The following is a 15,103-nucleotide window of genomic DNA, read 5'->3' as shown; positions in this document are numbered from 1 at the left end:
GAAGACTATCAGGGAGCCTGCGGTCAGCTCGCGCCGCGCTCGTCGTGCTTCATCGCGTCGAGCACGGCGATCCGCGTCTCGGCCGAGCCCGCGATGTCCTCCTCCCGCGCGCCGTGGCGCAGCATGGCGCGCAACCGCTCCGAGTCGTACTCGGCTGGCTCGGTGGTCTCGATGAATTCCTCCACCACGCGCACGAAACGCGCCGGATCGTCGTGGAACGGGAAATGGCCGGAGCCTTTGAACACCTCCAGCCGCGAGCCCGGCATCGCGCAGTGCGCGAGTCGGGCGTGGCTGACCGGGATGACCTGGTCCTGCGTCCCCCAGACCAGCTGCACCGGGATCGACTCGGCCAAATAACATCGGTCGAGCATGGTGACCACCTGCCCGCGCCAATCGACCACCGCGCGCAGCGTCCGCGCGAACGCGGAGGACGCGGTCGGCTCCGGCAGGTCCGCGAGGATGCGCACCACGTCGGGGATGTCGAGCTGCAGCCCCGCGGTCCGCAGCATCCGGTCGAGCGCGTCCCCCGCGAACCGCAAAGAAGCCAGCGCGCCAGGCAGGCGGAGGAGCGGCAGAGACTCCGCGACGAACGGCAGCGAGGCGACGCGCAGCACGATGTTCACGTCCTTGGTGACTCCGCCAGCCGCGACGAGGACCAGGCGCTCCACGAGCTGGGGGAACTGGTACGCGAACTGCATCGCCACCCCGCCGCCGAGCGAATGCCCGACCACGGTGACCCGGTCGATCCCGAGGACGGACAAAAGGTCGCGCATGCCGTTGGCGTACGCGGCGATGGAGTAGTCCGCCCTCGGCTTGTCCGACTTGCCGTGGCCCAACAGGTCCGGGGCGATCACGGTGAACCGGCTCGCCAACGCGGTCTGCACCTCGTCCCAGGTGGACGAGTTGTCGCCGATGCCATGGATGAGGAGCACGGCGGGGCCGGAGCCGGCGACGCGGTAGGCGCGCCGATAGCCGTGGACGGTGCAAAACTCCAGCGAAGGGCTCTGCCCGGCCCCCCGCGCCGGAGGAGTTTGGATCGCAGTCATCGCAATATCATCGCCGCTCGGCGCGTTCCGCGCGACCGGAAGCGCCCTGCGGAGCCCGTCGCGGCTTCCTGCGACGGGCTCCGCGACGGCGGCGGCGCTTCTGCGATACTGGGGCGCATGAAGCTTCTCGTGACCGGCGGAGCCGGGTTCATCGGGGCCAATTTCGTGCACAGGACGTTGCAAACCCGGCCAGAGGTCGACATCGTCGTCCTCGACGCGCTCACCTACGCGGGGAACGCGGACACGCTCGGCGCGGTCGCGGAGCGGATCGAGTTCGTCAAAGGCGACGTGACCGACGAGGCGCTGGTGGACGATTTGGTCCGCCAGACGGACGCGGTGGTGCATTTCGCGGCGGAGACGCACAACGACCATGCGCTCACCGACCCCGGCTCGTTCGTGCGCACCAACGTCCTCGGCAGCTTCGCCCTGCTCGAAGCCGTCCGTCGGCATGGGGCGCGATTGCACCAGGTGTCCACCGACGAGGTGTACGGGGACCTCGAGCTTGGCGAGGACCGGCGCTTCGCCGAAGGGGACGCGTTCAATCCGTCGAGCCCCTATTCCGCGTCCAAAGCGAGCGGGGACCTGCTGCTGCGCGCCTGGGTGCGCTCGTTCGGGATCGAGGCCACCGTCTCGCACTGCACGAATAATTTCGGCCCATGGCAGCATGTGGAGAAGTTCATCCCGCGCCAAATCACGAACCTGCTGCTCGGCGGGCCGGTGAAGGTGTACGGGGACGGCAAGCACGTGCGGGACTGGATCCACGTGGACGACCACAACGACGCGGTGTGGGCGATCTTGGCCAAGGGCGAGCCTGGCCGGACCTACCACATCGGAGCCGACAACGAGCAGGGCAACCTCGCCGTCGCGCAGCTGCTGTGCGAACTCGTCGGCGCGGACCCGGAGCGCATCGAGCTCGTCGTCGACCGCCCAGGGCATGACCGCAGGTACGCGCTCGACGCAGGCAGATTGACGGCGGAACTGGGCTGGAGCCCGCGCAAAACCGACTTCCGCGCCGCCCTTGGCGAGACGGTCGAGTGGTACCGGGAGCACCGGGACTGGTGGATCGGGGAGAAATCCGGGGTCGAAGCGCAGTACGCTCGGCGGGAACAAGGCTCCCGTGGCTGAGGATCAGAGCTGGTCGCGGATCGTGGCCTCGCTGAACGAGCAGAACGCTCGGACCAGGGGGCAATTCGACCGGACCCGGCTCGTCGCCGACCGATTGTGGGAGCTGTGGGCGGGGGAAGCCGCCACCCTATTCGGCGCGGAATGGGAGCTGGCAGACGGGAGAGCCCGCGCGCTTTTGGACGAAGAGCTCGCCATCCTCGCGCTCTTGCCCGCAGCGGACTCGGCGCGGGGAGCGCCGCAGCCGCCGTCTGGGACGGCGGATCGAGTTTGGACGGAGGTGGAGCTCTTCGAGCTGATGGAGCACGCCGCCGCGCACTTCCAGGCGCAAGAGGAAGAGCTCAAGGCCGCGCTGGCAGGTCGGGACGAGCTGATCGGCCAGGCGGAGCGGCATCTCGGCGAAGACGGCTCCGGGTATGCGGCAGAGCACCGGCTCTGGCTCAAGCGCGCGCAGGACGTCGCCCTGCGCCTCGCCAAGCTGGGCGCGGGGGTGCGCGCCGCGAGGGAGGCGTACGCGCGAGCCGATCGGATGAACGCCCGCATGTTCCGCGCGGATCTGTTCGCCGAGACCCAGCCGGAGCGGTCCGAAGCCGCGTCGGCGGCCGCCGACGCGGCGGAGCAGGCCGGGTTGTACGGCCACCTCTCCCCCGTCGGCCTCTACCTCCTCGCGGATGTCCTCGTTGCGGCGAACGAGGACCTGCTCAAGGCGTTGATCGCGGCGGCATTGGCGCTGGAGGGGGTCGGCCCGCTCGCCGGGCGCAAAGAGCGGGAGTGGGCGGAGCAGTACGACCTGCGCTCGCAGGCGGTGTTCCTGCTCGCGGGCGACTGCCTCCGGGCCATGGGCCTGCTCACCAGGTCCGTCCGCCAGGCGGGCCGGAACTGGGAGATCACGGAGTGGGGCGCGGGCGGCGGGCGCGGCTTCCTGCCGGATGCGGCGAAGGTCAAAGAGGTGGTCGAAATGCGGATCGCGCCGCCGCCGTCCGCGTTGGGCCAAGCCGTCGTGGAGCCGGACGGGCTGCGCAAGGCCGGGGCGGTGTGGCGGGCGCTCGCCGAGTCCGTCGACACTCTGGACAGGGCGGTCGTCGCAGCGAGCGGCTTCGACTCCGAGGAGGGCGCGGCGTTGGAGTCTGCTGTCGGCCAGATCGCGGCTCGGCTGTGCGCGGTGCAGGACGGGGCGGCTGAGATCGCGGAACTATGCGCCAAGCAGCGCGCCTGGCTCCAACTGCCCTGGTGGCGGCGGAGCAGATTCCGCGCCGCCCCGATCCCGACGTAGCCGCTCTACTCCTCGCCAGCCGCGCCGTTGGTTTTTTCCGCTCGATGTCGGCGAGGGCTTTCGCCAGCGCCGCGCGCTCGGCGGCCTTGGCTTCCCAGGCTTCTTTCCGGTTCTTCACCACGCGGGCGGGCGCGCCGACCGCGATGGAGAAGTCCGGGACCTCGCCTTTCACCACGGCATGCGCCCCGAGCACGCAGCCTCTGCCGACCCGCGTGCCCCGCAGCACGCTCACCTTCGCGGCGATCCAGGTGTCCGGGCCGATCCGCACCGGCCCTTTGACGATGCCCTGGTCCTTGATCGGCGTCGTGATGTCGTCGATGACGTGGTCGAAGTCGCAGATGTAGCACCAGTCCGCCACCAGCACCGATTCGCCGAACTCGATGTCGAGGTAGCAGTTCACGACGTTGTCCTTGCCGAACACCGTCTTGTCCCCGATTTTCAACGACCCGTCGTGGGCGCGGATCGCGTTGCCGTCCCCGATGTGCACCCATCTGCCGATCTCCAGGCGGGCGAGGCCCGGTGTGGCGTGGATTTCCACGCCTTTGCCGAGGAAGACCATGCCCCTGGTGATCACGTGCGGGTTCAGCAGCTTGAATTTCGCGAACCGCGCGTACCGCACCAAGTACCAGGGAGTGTAGGCGTGGTTGCGCAGCACCCATTTCAGCGAGGCCAGCGTCAGAAATTTCGCCTGCTTCTCGTCGCGCAGCCGCTCGCCGCGCCAGCGTTCGCGCAACGGGGCGTTCCACATGCTCGTCATATCGGGAAAAAGAGTAATAGACTCCAAAAATGCGAGTGGTCATAGCTCCTGATTCGTTCGGCGGAACGCTCTCCTCGGCCCAAGCCGCGAGGGCCATCGCCGAAGGCTGGTCGGCGGCGCGCCCGGCGGACGAGCTGGCCCTCGCCCCGCAGTCCGACGGCGGCCCCGGTTTCGTGAGCGTGCTCGCCGCGCAGTTCGGCTCGCGCAAGACCACCTTCGTCCAAGGGCCGCTCGGGGCCGCGACAAAGGCCCGCTGGCTGATCGACGCCGTCGGCGACTCCGAACACCTCGTCGCCTATTTGGAGTGCGCGCAGGCCTGCGGGCTCCACCTCCTGGACGGCCCCCCGACGCCCGAGACCGCGCTCGCCGCCCACAGCCGGGGCGTCGGCCAGCTCATCGTCGACGCGGTCGACTACGGCGCGACGACGATCGTCGTCGGGCTCGGCGGCTCGTCCTGCACGGACGCCGGGGCAGGGATGCTCGCGGTGCTCGGCGGGCTGGCCCAAGCGAGGGGCATCCTCGCCGGGGTGGGGCTGATCGCCGCGACCGACGTGGAGCACCCGCTGCTGGGGCCGTCCGGCGCTGCGCGCGTGTTCGGCCCGCAAAAAGGCGCGGACGCGGCGACGGTCAAACTTCTCGAGGCGCGGCTGTCCTCGGCGGCCGCCGAGTTCCAGCGCGTCGTCAAACGCGATGTGGCCAGTCTGCCAGGGGCCGGGGCGGCGGGCGGGCTCGGAGCCGCGCTGTTCGCGCTGGGAGCCTCGCGGCGTTCTGGCGCGGAGCTGATCGCCGAGCGCACCGGCCAAAGCGCGCTGCTGGCCCGCGCCGACTTGGTGATCACCGGCGAAGGCAGGCTCGACGATCAGTCCGTGCGGGGCAAAGTCGTCTCCGCGCTCGCGAAAGCGGCGGCTCGGGCCGGAGCGCGGACGATCGCGCTCGCCGGGCAAGTGCGGCTCGACCCCGCGCAAGCGCGCATCGCGGGCATCGCGGACGCGTATTCGATGAGCGAGTTCGCGGGCTCGGTCGACCTCGCGCTCACCGACGCGGAGAACCAACTGCGCAAACTCGCCGAGCACGTCGCGGCGAATTGGACCGTGGCGAACACGAAGACGGCAAACCACTAAGCTCGACCCGATGCGCCGGATATTGATATCGCTGTTGCTCGTGGCCGGACTGGCCGCGTGCCAGGACGACTCGTGGGTGCGGCGGGGCTATTCCGAGGGTTGGCCCGGAGCCCGAGGGGACGGCCGGAACTCGGGCCACGCCGACCAGCTGCCGCCCGAGCGGCTCGCGGTGCTCTGGTCCCGCCCGCTGCTCGGCCAGAGCTACGCCCAGCCGTCGGTCTCCTCCCGCGGCTTCGTCGGGGTCACCGCGCTCACCGAGTCCGGCTGCAACACGTTCTCGTTCGACCTCGCGGACGGGCGCAAACGCTGGTGCCTGCGCCGTTATCTCGGCGTGGAGCTGTCCACCCCGCTGGTGGACCAATTCGACACCACGTATCTCGGGCAGGCCGGGACCGTGGCCGCCCTCGCCCAGAACGACTCGGTGAAATGGAGCGATCCTGTTCTCGGGACCCCGGTCGGCTCCGCCTTCACCGGGGACGGCAACCTCCTCGTCGTCACCCACCTCGGGCAAATCGAAGTCCTCGACACCGTCAACGGGCGAACGACGAGCCCGCCGATCGAACTCGTGCCGGTGTCCAATCGCGCGGACTCGGCGCAAGGCCTCGCCGACTGCGCGGTCCGAGGCCCGCGTTGCCCCGTCGCCGCTCCTGCCGCCTACGACTCCCGTTCAGGACGGTTCGTGCTGAGCTTCTGGCCGCCGGGGGCCGAAGCGGCCCAGCTCGTCGGGATGCGCTACGACGCGGCGGGCAAGAGCCTCTGGGTGGACTGGCGGGCGACCGCCGAACATTCCGGCCCGTTCGGCACACCCGTGATCAGCGCGGACGGGGCCGCCGTTGTCGCGGTCGACGGCGGGGGCCAGCTCTCCGCGTATCGCATGGACAGCGGGGCGAAACTCTGGAGCGCGCCCACCGGGCGAGCCGGGACGAGCGTGCCCGCGATGGCTCCGGACGGCACGACCATCCTCGGCGCGGGCTCCGATCCTGCCGCGCTCGCCGCGTACACCGACAAAGGACAGCTCTGGAAACGCGACGACCTGCGCTGCCTCTCGCCTGTGACCTTGACCGGGGCGAGCGACGGTTTCGTCCTCATCGCCTCGCCCGGCGGGACTGGGTCGGCGCTGCTGCGCTTCGACGCGGGCACGGGCGCGACGCGCTCGACAACCGAGCTGCCCGACCTGCGGCCCGGACCTTCCCCGGGGATCTCCGTCGCGCCGGGCGGCCAGATCGTGTTCGCGCAGGGCGGGCAGCTCATCGCGCTCGGCTAGCGCTGACGCATCCGGCTCGTCCGGTTCTACCCGAAGCTGCTGGTCAAAGACTCGATCTCAGGTTCCTCGACCGGTCCTTCCTGGATGGTTTTAAAGCTCCTGCCCCCGTCGGCGTCACTCCGCATATGCTTCAAGCGGCGGGCAGGAGCACACCAGGTTGCGGTCCCCCGCGACCCCGTCGATGCGGGCCGAGCCTGGCCACACCTTCGGCCTCGGGCGCGCGGTCGCCACCTTCGGGTACGCCGCCACCTCGCGCGAGTACTTCCGGTCCCACGCATCGGCGGTGACCGCCCTTGCGGTATGCGGGGCTCCGCGCAGCGGGCTCTCCTCCGCGGTCCACACACCGCGCGCCACCTGGTCGATCTCGCCCTTGATCGCCGTCATCGCGGCGACGAACGCCTCCAGCTCCTCCAGGCTCTCGCTCTCGGTTGGCTCCACCATGAGCGTCCCCGAGACCGGGAAGGAGAGCGTCGGGGCGTGGAAGCCGTAGTCGGCGAGGCGCTTGGCCACGTCCTCTGCAGTCACGCCGGTCTCTTTGGTGATCTGCCGCAGATCGAGGATGCACTCGTGCGCGACCAGACCGTTCGCTCCGGTGAACAGCACCGGGAAGTGCTGGTCGAGCCTCTTGGCGAGATAGTTCGCCGACGCGATCGCGACAAGCGTCGCCCTGCGCAGCCCCTCGAACCCCATGAGCCGGACGTACGCCCAGCTGATCGGCAGAATCGACGCGGAGCCGAACGGGGCCGCCGAGACCGGGCGCCCGTCGCCGAGCTCCGGGCGCAACGGGTGGCCCGGCAGGAACGGGGCGAGATGCTCGCGCACCGCGACCGGCCCGACTCCGGGGCCGCCGCCGCCGTGCGGGATGCAGAAGGTCTTGTGCAGGTTCAGATGGCTCACGTCGCCGCCGAAGTGGCCGGGCCGGGCGAGGCCGACGAGCGCGTTGAGGTTCGCGCCGTCGATGTACACCTGGCCGCCCGCGTCGTGCACGAGGCCGCACAGCTCTTTGACCTGCACCTCGTACACGCCGTGCGTGGACGGGTAGGTGATCATGATGGCGGCGAGCTTCTCGCCGTGGACTTCCAGCTTGGCTTTCAGATCGTCCAGGTCCACGTCGCCGTTCTCGCGGCAGGCGACCACCACGACCCGAAGCCCCGCCATCACCGCCGAGGCGGCGTTGGTGCCGTGCGCGCTGGACGGGATAAGGCACACGTCGCGGTGCGGCTCGTTCCTGCTGCGGTGGTACTCGCGGATCGCGAGCAAGCCCGCGAACTCGCCCTGGCTGCCCGCGTTCGGCTGCAAGCTCACCCGGTCGTAGCCGGTGATGAACGCGAGCTCGTCCTCAAGCCCCTTGATCATCGCGCGGTAGCCGACGGTGTCGGCCTCGGGCGCGAAGGGGTGGATCCCGGCGAAGCCCGCGTAGCTGATCGGCTCCATCTCGGCCGCGGCGTTGAGCTTCATCGTGCAGGAGCCGAGCGGGATCATCGAGCGGTCGAGCGCGATGTCCTTGTCCGAAAGCTCGCGCAGGTAGCGCAGCATCGCGGTCTCGCTGTGGTAGCGGTTGAAGGACGGATGCGTGAGGTACGGAGAAGTCCGGTCCGCGACCTCCGCGCAGCGGGGCTCCGCCTGTGCGACCCCGAACGCGTCGAGCACCGCCGCGACATGGGCCTCGGTGGTCGCCTCGTCGCACGACACCGACACGTGGTCCGCGTCGACCAGACGCAGGTTGATCCCGCTCCGCTTCGCGGCGGCGACCACGGCTTCCGCCCGGCCCGGCACGCGGGCGAGGACGGTGTCGAAGTACTGGTCGTGCACCAGCGCGTCCCCGAGGGAGGCCGCGATCGTCTCCGCGTGGCCGTGCGCCCGGCGCGCGATGGCTTTGAGCCCGTCCGGGCCGTGGTAGCTCGCGTACATCGCGGCGAGGATGGCGAGGAGCACCTGCGCGGTGCAGATGTTGCTCGTCGCCCGTTCGCGGCGGATGTGCTGTTCGCGGGTCTGCAGCGCGAGCCGGTAAGCGGGCTGGCCGTCTGCGTCGACCGAGACGCCGACCAGACGGCCGGGGAGCTGGCGGGCGTGGGTTTGCTTGGTGGCGAGGAACCCGGCGTGCGGCCCGCCGAACCCCAGCGGCACCCCGAAGCGTTGGGCCGAGCCGTAACAGACCTCCGCGCCGAGCTCGCCAGGCGGGGCGACGAGCGTGGCTGCCAGCAGGTCGGTCCCCACCGCCACCAGCGCCTCGCGGCCATGCGCGGCGGCGACGATATCTTTCACCGGCAAGCGCTTCCCGCTCGCGCCGAACTGCTGGAGGATCACGCCGAAGAAGTCCCCCGGCGGCAGCCCTTCCTCTCCCTTGGCGAGGTCGGCCTCGAACAGCTCGATGCCCAGCGGCTCGGCCCTGGTTTCGAGCACCGCGCGAGTCTGCGGGTACAAGTCCGCGTCGACCACGAGGCGGTCGGACTTGCTCTTGCTCGCCCGGCGCAAGAGCGTCATAGCCTCCGCAGCGGCGGTCGCCTCGTCCAGCATGGACGCGTTGGCGATCTCCTGCCCGGTCAAGTCGCTCACCATGGTCTGGAAGTTCAACAGCGCCTCGAGCCGCCCTTGGCTGATTTCGGGCTGGTACGGGGTGTACGCCGTGTACCAAGCGGGGTTCTCGACCAGCGCCCGGCGCAACACCGTCGGCGTGATGGTGTCGTAGTAGCCGAGGCCGATCATCGAGACAGCGACGGTGTTCTCCCCCGCGAGCTTCGTGAGCTGGTCGAGCACCTCGTGCTCCGCCTGGCCCCAGGGGAACTCGCGCTCCGCCGAGGCCCCGAGGCCGTAACCGGGGGCCGCGTCGAGAATGGAGCCCGGCACGGCCTGCGCGGCGAGCGCCTCCAAGCTCTCCACGCCAAGCTCGGTGAGCATCTTCGCGAGTTCCGCCTCGTTCGGCCCAATATGCCGATCAGCGAACACACGCCCGGTCGCAGCGCTCAAAAAAGCCTCCAAGGGTAGGGGTAACGAGACTCCCCAGTTTAGCGCGCGCCGCCAAATCCCAGGTTCGGCGGGAACTTCTAACTGACGCGCGTTTTCGACTTCCGGCGCGCGGAAAGCTCGTCCTCGACGCTGGGCTCGGGGTCCTCAACGTCGACGCGGAACGACTGCATGCCGATGACCGCGCCGGAAAGCTCGCGCATGGCTCCGCCCACCGCGATGCCGAACACGCCCTGGCCGCCCCGGAGGAGGTCGACCACCTCTTCCCCTGAGGTGCATTCGTAGACGCCGACCCCGTCGGAGAAAAGGGTCACGTTCGAAAGCTCTTTGACGCCGCGCTGATGCAGGTGCTCGACAGCGAGACGGACGTTCTGCAGCGAGACCCCGGTGTCGAGGAGCCGTTTGACGATCTTGAGGACCAGGATGTCTTTGAAGGAGTACAGCCGTTGGCTGCCCGACCCCACCGCGCCGCGCACCGAGGGGACGACGATCCCCGTGCGCGCCCAGTAGTCGAGCTGGCGGTACGTGATCCCGGCGACCTCGCTCGCCACGGGGGCCCGATAGCCGAGGAGTTCGAGGTCGACCGCCTCGTCCGAGGAGGCGGGCGCTGCCGCGCCGAGCGACTCTAAGGGAAAGAGCCCCTGTTCTTCACTGGTCGGCTCGTCCTTTTTCGTCGAACCCGACTTCACCCGATCGTTCACCGGCGATGATCTCCCATCGTGCGTCTTGCTTGCCTCGTTGAGGGTACGGTCCCTGGGAGGCAACGGCCAACAGCCCACGCCCGCCGCCCGAGCGCCGCATCAACATGTGACAACGCTGTGATTTCACAGTTTTTTCTTAGAATCGCCGTCTGGCTTGCACAGCGCCGCCGCGCCGCAGGGCTCCCCCCGTGCGCGTCCACGGTCACTCCCCCTCGGGGGCGGTGAAATCCCTCGGGCTCACCGAGTCGAGGAATTCTTTGAACTTGGCCAGCTCTTCCTCCGGGACGTCGACATCGGACTCCGATTTCGCGCCTTCGACCACTTCCACTTCCTCGTCCGAGAGGAAGAGTCCCGCTTCGGCGAGCACCTTCTCGTCGGCGTAGATCGGCACTCCGGCCCGGATGGCGAGCGCGACCGAGTCGGAGGGGCGGGCCGAGACGTGCACGCCGTCGGCGAAGACGAGGTCGGCGAAAAAAGTGCCCTCCTGGAGGTCGGTGATCCGCACTTCGCGCAGCTCGTGCCCAAGGGCGACAATCACTTCCCGCAGCAAATCATGTGTCAACGGACGCGTCACCGGAGTCCCTCGCTGATGGATGACGATCGCGGCGGCCTCGGCCTGCCCGATCCAAATCGGCAAGTAACGGTCGCCTGTCGTTTCCCTCAGAAACAACACCGGTTCGTTCTGCGGCTGCTCAACCCGGATGCCGACCACCCGCATTTTGCTCATCGTTGCCAACCTCCGCATTTGTGACGGGCCGTCTGCTGGCCCGTCACCCCAGTTTAGGCGAAACCACCGACACTCGCTGAGAGTATTCCGCGCGCCAGGTCCAGAACTTGACCCCTGCCCCAGTGGTGGCCGATGTGGGGAAAGCGAGGAATGCGCCGGGGCGCAGCCGACCGCCACATCGGCCTGTGGAACTAGCTGCCGGTGACGAAAACCAACCGGAACTTCCCGATCTGGACTTCGTCGCCGTTGGACAACAGCGCCGAGTCCACCGGCTCGCGGTTCACATAGGTGCCGTTGAGGCTGCCCACGTCGACGACCGAGAAACCGTTCTCGGCCCGCCGGAACTCGGCGTGGCGGCGGGAGACGGTCACATCGTCGAGGAAGATGTCGCTGTCGGGGTGCCTGCCCGCCGAGGTGGTGTCCTGGTCCAGGAGGAAGCGGGAGCCCGCGTTGGGCCCGCGTTTGACGACCAGAAGGGCGGCGCCCGCAGGCAGGCCTTCGACGCCGGGGATCGCCGTCTCGCTGGAAGGCGTGGTGGCCCCGGACTCGATCTCGCCGATCAAATCCGAGCGGAACAGAGAGGTGGTCTCAACCGGCGCCTCGGGTGCGCCCTGCTCTGGTCTGTTGTAATCGGTCACCATAGCTCCTTCGTCACTCACACAACACCTACCCTAAACTGCGGGCCCGATGCTTGGGGCTCGGCATGCCGAGCATGCCTACAGTATTCCAGTCCGGAGATCGCGGCAATGTAGCGCCCCGAGATCAACCAGTAATCGCGCGGTAGCCTTCGGCGTCGAGGAGGCCGCCGAGCTCGCCCGCCAAAACAGCGCCGTCCGAGGCGGTGATCTCCACCAACCAGCCGCTGCCGTACGGCTGGGCGTTGACCAACTCCGGAGCGCCTTCCAGCGCGTCATTGATCTTCGTCACAGTGCCGCTCACCGGCGCGAAGACGTCGGAGACGCTCTTGGTGGACTCCACTTCCACGAGCGGATCGGAAGCCGAGACTTCCGTCCCGACCTCCGGCAGCTTCACGTACACGAGATCGCCGAGCTGCGACTGCGCGAAATCGGTGATGCCGATCCGCACGACCTGGCCGCCGAGCTCGTGGACCCATTCGTGGTCCGTCGCGTAGCGCAAGTCTGCCGGGGTGCTGTGCTCAGTCACGTGGGCGCTCCCTGTATCTCTCGGCTCCCGCAGGAGGAAGCTCAGTCGTCTCGTTCATTGTCTCGTGCGCAGTGTCGCCACGGTTTGCCACCAGTAAAGGATGGCCGTCCAAAGATACATCGCGCCACCCCAGCCTAGTAGGGCCCATCCGAGCGATGAAGACAGGACCGCCACTGGCGAGTCGAGCCTGCCCAGAAGCAGCCACGGGAACGCCGACATCAGCGCGAATGTGGCCGCTTTCCCGAGATAGAGCACTTCCAGAGGCTCCCAGCCCTTGCGGCCGAGCAACGCGGCCGAGACGGCGAGCGCCACGTCCCGCGCGACGAGCCCCGCGATGATCGGCCACGGGACGATGTCCCGCGCCGCGAATCCGACCGCCACCACCACCAGGTACAGCCGGTCGACGACCGGGTCAAGCAGCGCGCCGAGTTTCGACGACTGATCGAGCAGCCGCGCCAGCTTGCCGTCCGCCCAATCTGTGATTCCGCTCATCACGAGCACGATCAGCGCCAGCAAGTCGTGGTGCGCGGCGAGCGCCCAGCAGAGCACCGGAATGCCCGCCAGACGCAGAAAACTGAGCAGGTTGGGCACGGTGAGCACCCTTGAGCTCAGCTCTCCCGATCGCTCGTCCATCGTCGGCCCGATCAGCTGAGACCGAGCGACTGGAGCAATTGCCCTGCCTCGCTGAGCGGGTTGTTGTGCACCATGTACGTCCACGTGGAGTGCGCGCGCCTGAGGCCCGCCGCGTCCAAGTCGACCCCGTCTTCGGTGATCGGGATGGTCGCGAAGCTCCGCTCGGCGCGCTCCACCGCGTCCTCGGCCAGACGTTTGAACGCCTCCACCGCGCTGCGGTGGAACTCGTCGAGCGGGTTCAGCCTGCCGAGCGCTCGCAGATGGATGCTCTCGCGCAAATCCGAGAGGAAGGCCAAATGCTCGATCCAACACCGGTCCAGATGGTGGAGCATGATGTGCCGGGCCGCTGTGACCAGCGTCTCCTCCGAGATGTCGGCGGCGCGCAGCTCCTCGGCCCGCTTCTTGTCCGCCTCCGACAGCTCCTCCCACGCCCGTTCGGTCGTCAACAATTCGTGGCGGCGCTCGCCGACGATGTCCCGCTGCACGTCCACCAGCTGGCTGTACTGCCACGTGCTGGCGTGCACCTGCAGCATCGCCGCCTCCGCGACGCGCTGCGCGTGCTCGACCAGCTCCAACGCCTTGGCTTGGGCCAGCCGCCCGTCCTCGCCGGGCTGGAACGGGCTCTTCGGCGGGTTGACGTTGCGCGTCACCACGGTGTCTTCCATGCTGGAGAAGAACACCGACCGGCCGGGGTCGCCCTGGCGGCCCGCGCGGCCCCGCAACTGGAAGTCCAGCCGCTCGGTGGAATGCCGCGCCGTGCCGACGACCAGCAGCCCGCCGAGCTTCTTGACCTCTTCGTAGCCCTGCTCGTCCGATCCGCCGAGCCGGATGTCCACGCCTCGTCCGGCCATCTGCGTGGAAACGGTCACCGCGCCCTTCGCGCCCGCCTCGGCGATGATCGAGGCCTCCTGGGCGTCGTTTTTCGCGTTGAGCACCACCGGCTCGACCCCGGCCTTCCCCAACCGGGCCGCGAGATCCTCGGACTCCTTGACGTCGTGCGTGCCGATGAGGACCGGCTGGCCCGCCTCGTTGGCCTCGCGGACCAGCTCCACGATCCCGGCGACTTTATGCGCGGCGGTGTCGTACACCCGGTCCGGCTCGTCCTCCCGGATGTTCGGGGTGTTCGGCGGGATCTGCGAGATCCGCAGATCGTAGAATTGGCGGAATTGCTCCCCCGCCGCGAGGGCGGTGCCGGTCATGCCGCTCACCGTCGAGTATTTGCGGATCAGCGCCTGCACGGTGATCGTGTCGATGACCTCGCCCGCGTCGGTGCGCTCCAGCCCCTCTTTGGCCTCCACGGCGGCCTGCAGCCCGTCCGGCCAGCGCTGCAGCTTCGCCACCCGTCCCCGAGAGGCGTTCACCAGCTCCACTTTGCCGTCGCGCACGATGTAGTGGACGTCCCGCTTCAAGAGGACTCTGGCGTGCAACGCGAGGTTCACCTGCACCAGCGTCGTCCCAACGTGCTCCACGTCGTAGAGGTCGACGCCGAGGCGCTCCTCCACCCGCGCGGCCCCTCGCTCGGTGAGGAAGACGTTGCGCTCGTCGGAGTCCACGCTGTAATGCGCTCCGGGCTGCAAGTCCTCCACCGCCGCCATAATCTCATCGGACGGCCGCTCGCCGCTCGTCGCGCCCGCGAGGATCAGCGGCACCAGCGCCTCGTCCACGAGCACCGAGTCCACCTCGTCCACGATGGCCACGTCCGGGGTCGGCGCGATCAGCTCGTCGGCCTCGTAGGCCAGCCGGTCGCGCAGCACGTCGAAACCGATCTCGTTGACCGAGGCGAACACCACCGGCTTCGCGTACACCGCCCTTCGCTCTTCCGGGGCCGTGTCCTCGTCGAGCCAGCCGTGCTCGACGCCGAGCAGCGTCAGCAGCGGACCCATCCATTCCGCGTCGCGGCGGGCCAGGTAGTCGTTCACCGAGATCACGTGGACCTGCCTGCCCGCGAGCGCGTAGCCCGCCGCAGCGATGGCTCCGACCAGAGTTTTCCCCTCGCCGGTCGCCATTTCGATCACATCGCCCGCCAAGAGGCGGAGCACCGCCTGCAGCTGCACGTCGTACGGCCGCAGCCCAACCGAACGCTCCGCCGCCTCGCGGGCCAGAGCGAGGAAACGGTGCTGGTCCTTCGCCGAGCCGAAGACGTCGAGCTCGGCGGCTTCTTTCGCGATGTCCTCGTCCGAGAGCCCCGCCGCCCATTCCTCGTGCTCGCTCGCCGACTTCGCAGCGCCCGCCGAGCGCCCTTGCTCACGCCCGGACTGCCACGAGAGCGCCTTCCAGAGGGTCGTTCCCAGTTTGCTCATGAGCTATGACTGTACAAGCGTTGTCTGGGCG

The 15,103-nt window shown here is 68.9% G+C and carries 12 protein-coding genes and 1 pseudogene; 4 read left to right on the top strand and 9 right to left on the bottom strand.

Annotation, left to right across the window (positions count from 1 at the left end; all coding sequences use genetic code 11):
- Nucleotides 1-23 precede the first annotated feature (23 nt).
- Nucleotides 24-1,046 carry an alpha/beta fold hydrolase gene (locus HMPREF9336_RS11140; protein WP_007467038.1) on the bottom strand — a complete coding sequence of 341 codons (1,023 nt, stop codon included), beginning with the start codon at nucleotides 1,044-1,046 and terminating at the stop codon, nucleotides 24-26.
- A 117-nt stretch (nucleotides 1,047-1,163) separates the two neighbouring features.
- Here HMPREF9336_RS11140 and rfbB point away from each other — a divergent pair, with 117 nt between their 5' ends.
- Together rfbB and HMPREF9336_RS11130 are read left to right on the top strand one after the other, a co-directional pair.
- Nucleotides 1,164-2,171 carry a dTDP-glucose 4,6-dehydratase gene (gene rfbB / locus HMPREF9336_RS11135; RefSeq protein ID WP_007467036.1) on the top strand — a complete coding sequence of 336 codons (1,008 nt, stop codon included), beginning with the start codon at nucleotides 1,164-1,166 and terminating at the stop codon, nucleotides 2,169-2,171.
- Nucleotides 2,164-3,441, top strand: coding sequence for a hypothetical protein (locus HMPREF9336_RS11130; protein WP_007467034.1), 1,278 nt, complete (start codon nucleotides 2,164-2,166; stop codon nucleotides 3,439-3,441). Before rfbB ends, HMPREF9336_RS11130 begins: the two co-directional genes overlap by 8 nt.
- Nucleotides 3,442-3,472: 31 nt before the next feature.
- Here the strand turns inward: HMPREF9336_RS11130 and HMPREF9336_RS17955 are convergent.
- Nucleotides 3,473-4,198: pseudogene (locus tag HMPREF9336_RS17955) on the bottom strand (acyltransferase); the annotation flags it as partial.
- 29 nt (nucleotides 4,199-4,227) lie between these two features.
- Between HMPREF9336_RS17955 and HMPREF9336_RS11115 the strand changes: the two are divergent.
- Both HMPREF9336_RS11115 and HMPREF9336_RS11110 read left to right on the top strand, forming a co-directional pair.
- Complete coding sequence (locus HMPREF9336_RS11115; RefSeq protein WP_021030528.1) at nucleotides 4,228-5,319, top strand: glycerate kinase family protein; 1,092 nt, start codon at nucleotides 4,228-4,230, stop codon at nucleotides 5,317-5,319.
- A gap of 10 nt (nucleotides 5,320-5,329) precedes the next feature.
- On the top strand, nucleotides 5,330-6,583 hold the full coding sequence (locus tag HMPREF9336_RS11110; protein ID WP_007467028.1) for an outer membrane protein assembly factor BamB family protein: 1,254 nt from the start codon (nucleotides 5,330-5,332) through the stop codon (nucleotides 6,581-6,583).
- Nucleotides 6,584-6,697: 114 nt separating this feature from the next.
- Here HMPREF9336_RS11110 and gcvP read toward each other — a convergent pair whose 3' ends face one another.
- From gcvP to secA2, 7 genes are all read right to left on the bottom strand, one after another.
- A complete protein-coding gene (gcvP, locus tag HMPREF9336_RS11105; RefSeq protein WP_021030527.1) occupies nucleotides 6,698-9,481 on the bottom strand; it encodes an aminomethyl-transferring glycine dehydrogenase in 2,784 nt (927 codons plus the stop codon).
- Between the two features lie 146 nt (nucleotides 9,482-9,627).
- Entirely contained in the window at nucleotides 9,628-10,248 is a 621-nt protein-coding gene (locus HMPREF9336_RS11100) for a MerR family transcriptional regulator (protein ID WP_007467025.1), read from the bottom strand.
- Nucleotides 10,249-10,450: 202 nt separating this feature from the next.
- On the bottom strand, nucleotides 10,451-10,975 hold the full coding sequence (locus tag HMPREF9336_RS11095) for a bifunctional nuclease family protein (RefSeq protein ID WP_007467023.1): 525 nt from the start codon (nucleotides 10,973-10,975) through the stop codon (nucleotides 10,451-10,453).
- A gap of 191 nt (nucleotides 10,976-11,166) precedes the next feature.
- Entirely contained in the window at nucleotides 11,167-11,616 is a 450-nt protein-coding gene (gene odhI, locus HMPREF9336_RS11090) for an oxoglutarate dehydrogenase inhibitor Odhl (RefSeq protein ID WP_040585528.1), read from the bottom strand.
- A gap of 121 nt (nucleotides 11,617-11,737) precedes the next feature.
- Nucleotides 11,738-12,139 (bottom strand): glycine cleavage system protein GcvH, encoded by a 402-nt coding sequence (gene gcvH / locus HMPREF9336_RS11085; protein WP_007467018.1) that lies wholly within the window; start codon nucleotides 12,137-12,139, stop codon nucleotides 11,738-11,740.
- A 54-nt stretch (nucleotides 12,140-12,193) separates the two neighbouring features.
- Entirely contained in the window at nucleotides 12,194-12,772 is a 579-nt protein-coding gene (locus HMPREF9336_RS11080) for a CDP-alcohol phosphatidyltransferase family protein (RefSeq protein ID WP_007467016.1), read from the bottom strand.
- Nucleotides 12,773-12,783: 11 nt separating this feature from the next.
- Nucleotides 12,784-15,072, bottom strand: a complete 2,289-nt coding sequence (secA2, locus tag HMPREF9336_RS11075) for an accessory Sec system translocase SecA2 (protein ID WP_007467013.1) — start codon at nucleotides 15,070-15,072, stop codon at nucleotides 12,784-12,786.
- Nucleotides 15,073-15,103: the final 31 nt, after the last annotated feature.

Source organism: Segniliparus rugosus ATCC BAA-974, from assembly GCF_000185725.2.
GTDB classification, from domain to species: domain Bacteria; phylum Actinomycetota; class Actinomycetes; order Mycobacteriales; family Mycobacteriaceae; genus Segniliparus; species Segniliparus rugosus.
Note: the sequence above shows the minus strand (reverse complement) of the source record. Positions and strands in the feature narration are given on the sequence as shown.

Coding starts and splice junctions, on each gene's coding strand:
- HMPREF9336_RS11115 (WP_021030528.1), top strand. CDS start 4,228: ATGCGAGTGGTCATAGCTCCTGATTCGTTCGGCGGAACGCTCTCCTCG.
- HMPREF9336_RS11080 (WP_007467016.1), bottom strand. CDS start 12,772: ATGGACGAGCGATCGGGAGAGCTGAGCTCAAGGGTGCTCACCGTGCCC.
- rfbB (WP_007467036.1), top strand. CDS start 1,164: ATGAAGCTTCTCGTGACCGGCGGAGCCGGGTTCATCGGGGCCAATTTC.
- HMPREF9336_RS11140 (WP_007467038.1), bottom strand. CDS start 1,046: ATGACTGCGATCCAAACTCCTCCGGCGCGGGGGGCCGGGCAGAGCCCT.
- secA2 (WP_007467013.1), bottom strand. CDS start 15,072: ATGAGCAAACTGGGAACGACCCTCTGGAAGGCGCTCTCGTGGCAGTCC.
- HMPREF9336_RS11095 (WP_007467023.1), bottom strand. CDS start 10,975: ATGAGCAAAATGCGGGTGGTCGGCATCCGGGTTGAGCAGCCGCAGAAC.
- gcvP (WP_021030527.1), bottom strand. CDS start 9,481: ATGCTCACCGAGCTTGGCGTGGAGAGCTTGGAGGCGCTCGCCGCGCAG.
- HMPREF9336_RS11110 (WP_007467028.1), top strand. CDS start 5,330: ATGCGCCGGATATTGATATCGCTGTTGCTCGTGGCCGGACTGGCCGCG.
- odhI (WP_040585528.1), bottom strand. CDS start 11,616: ATGGTGACCGATTACAACAGACCAGAGCAGGGCGCACCCGAGGCGCCG.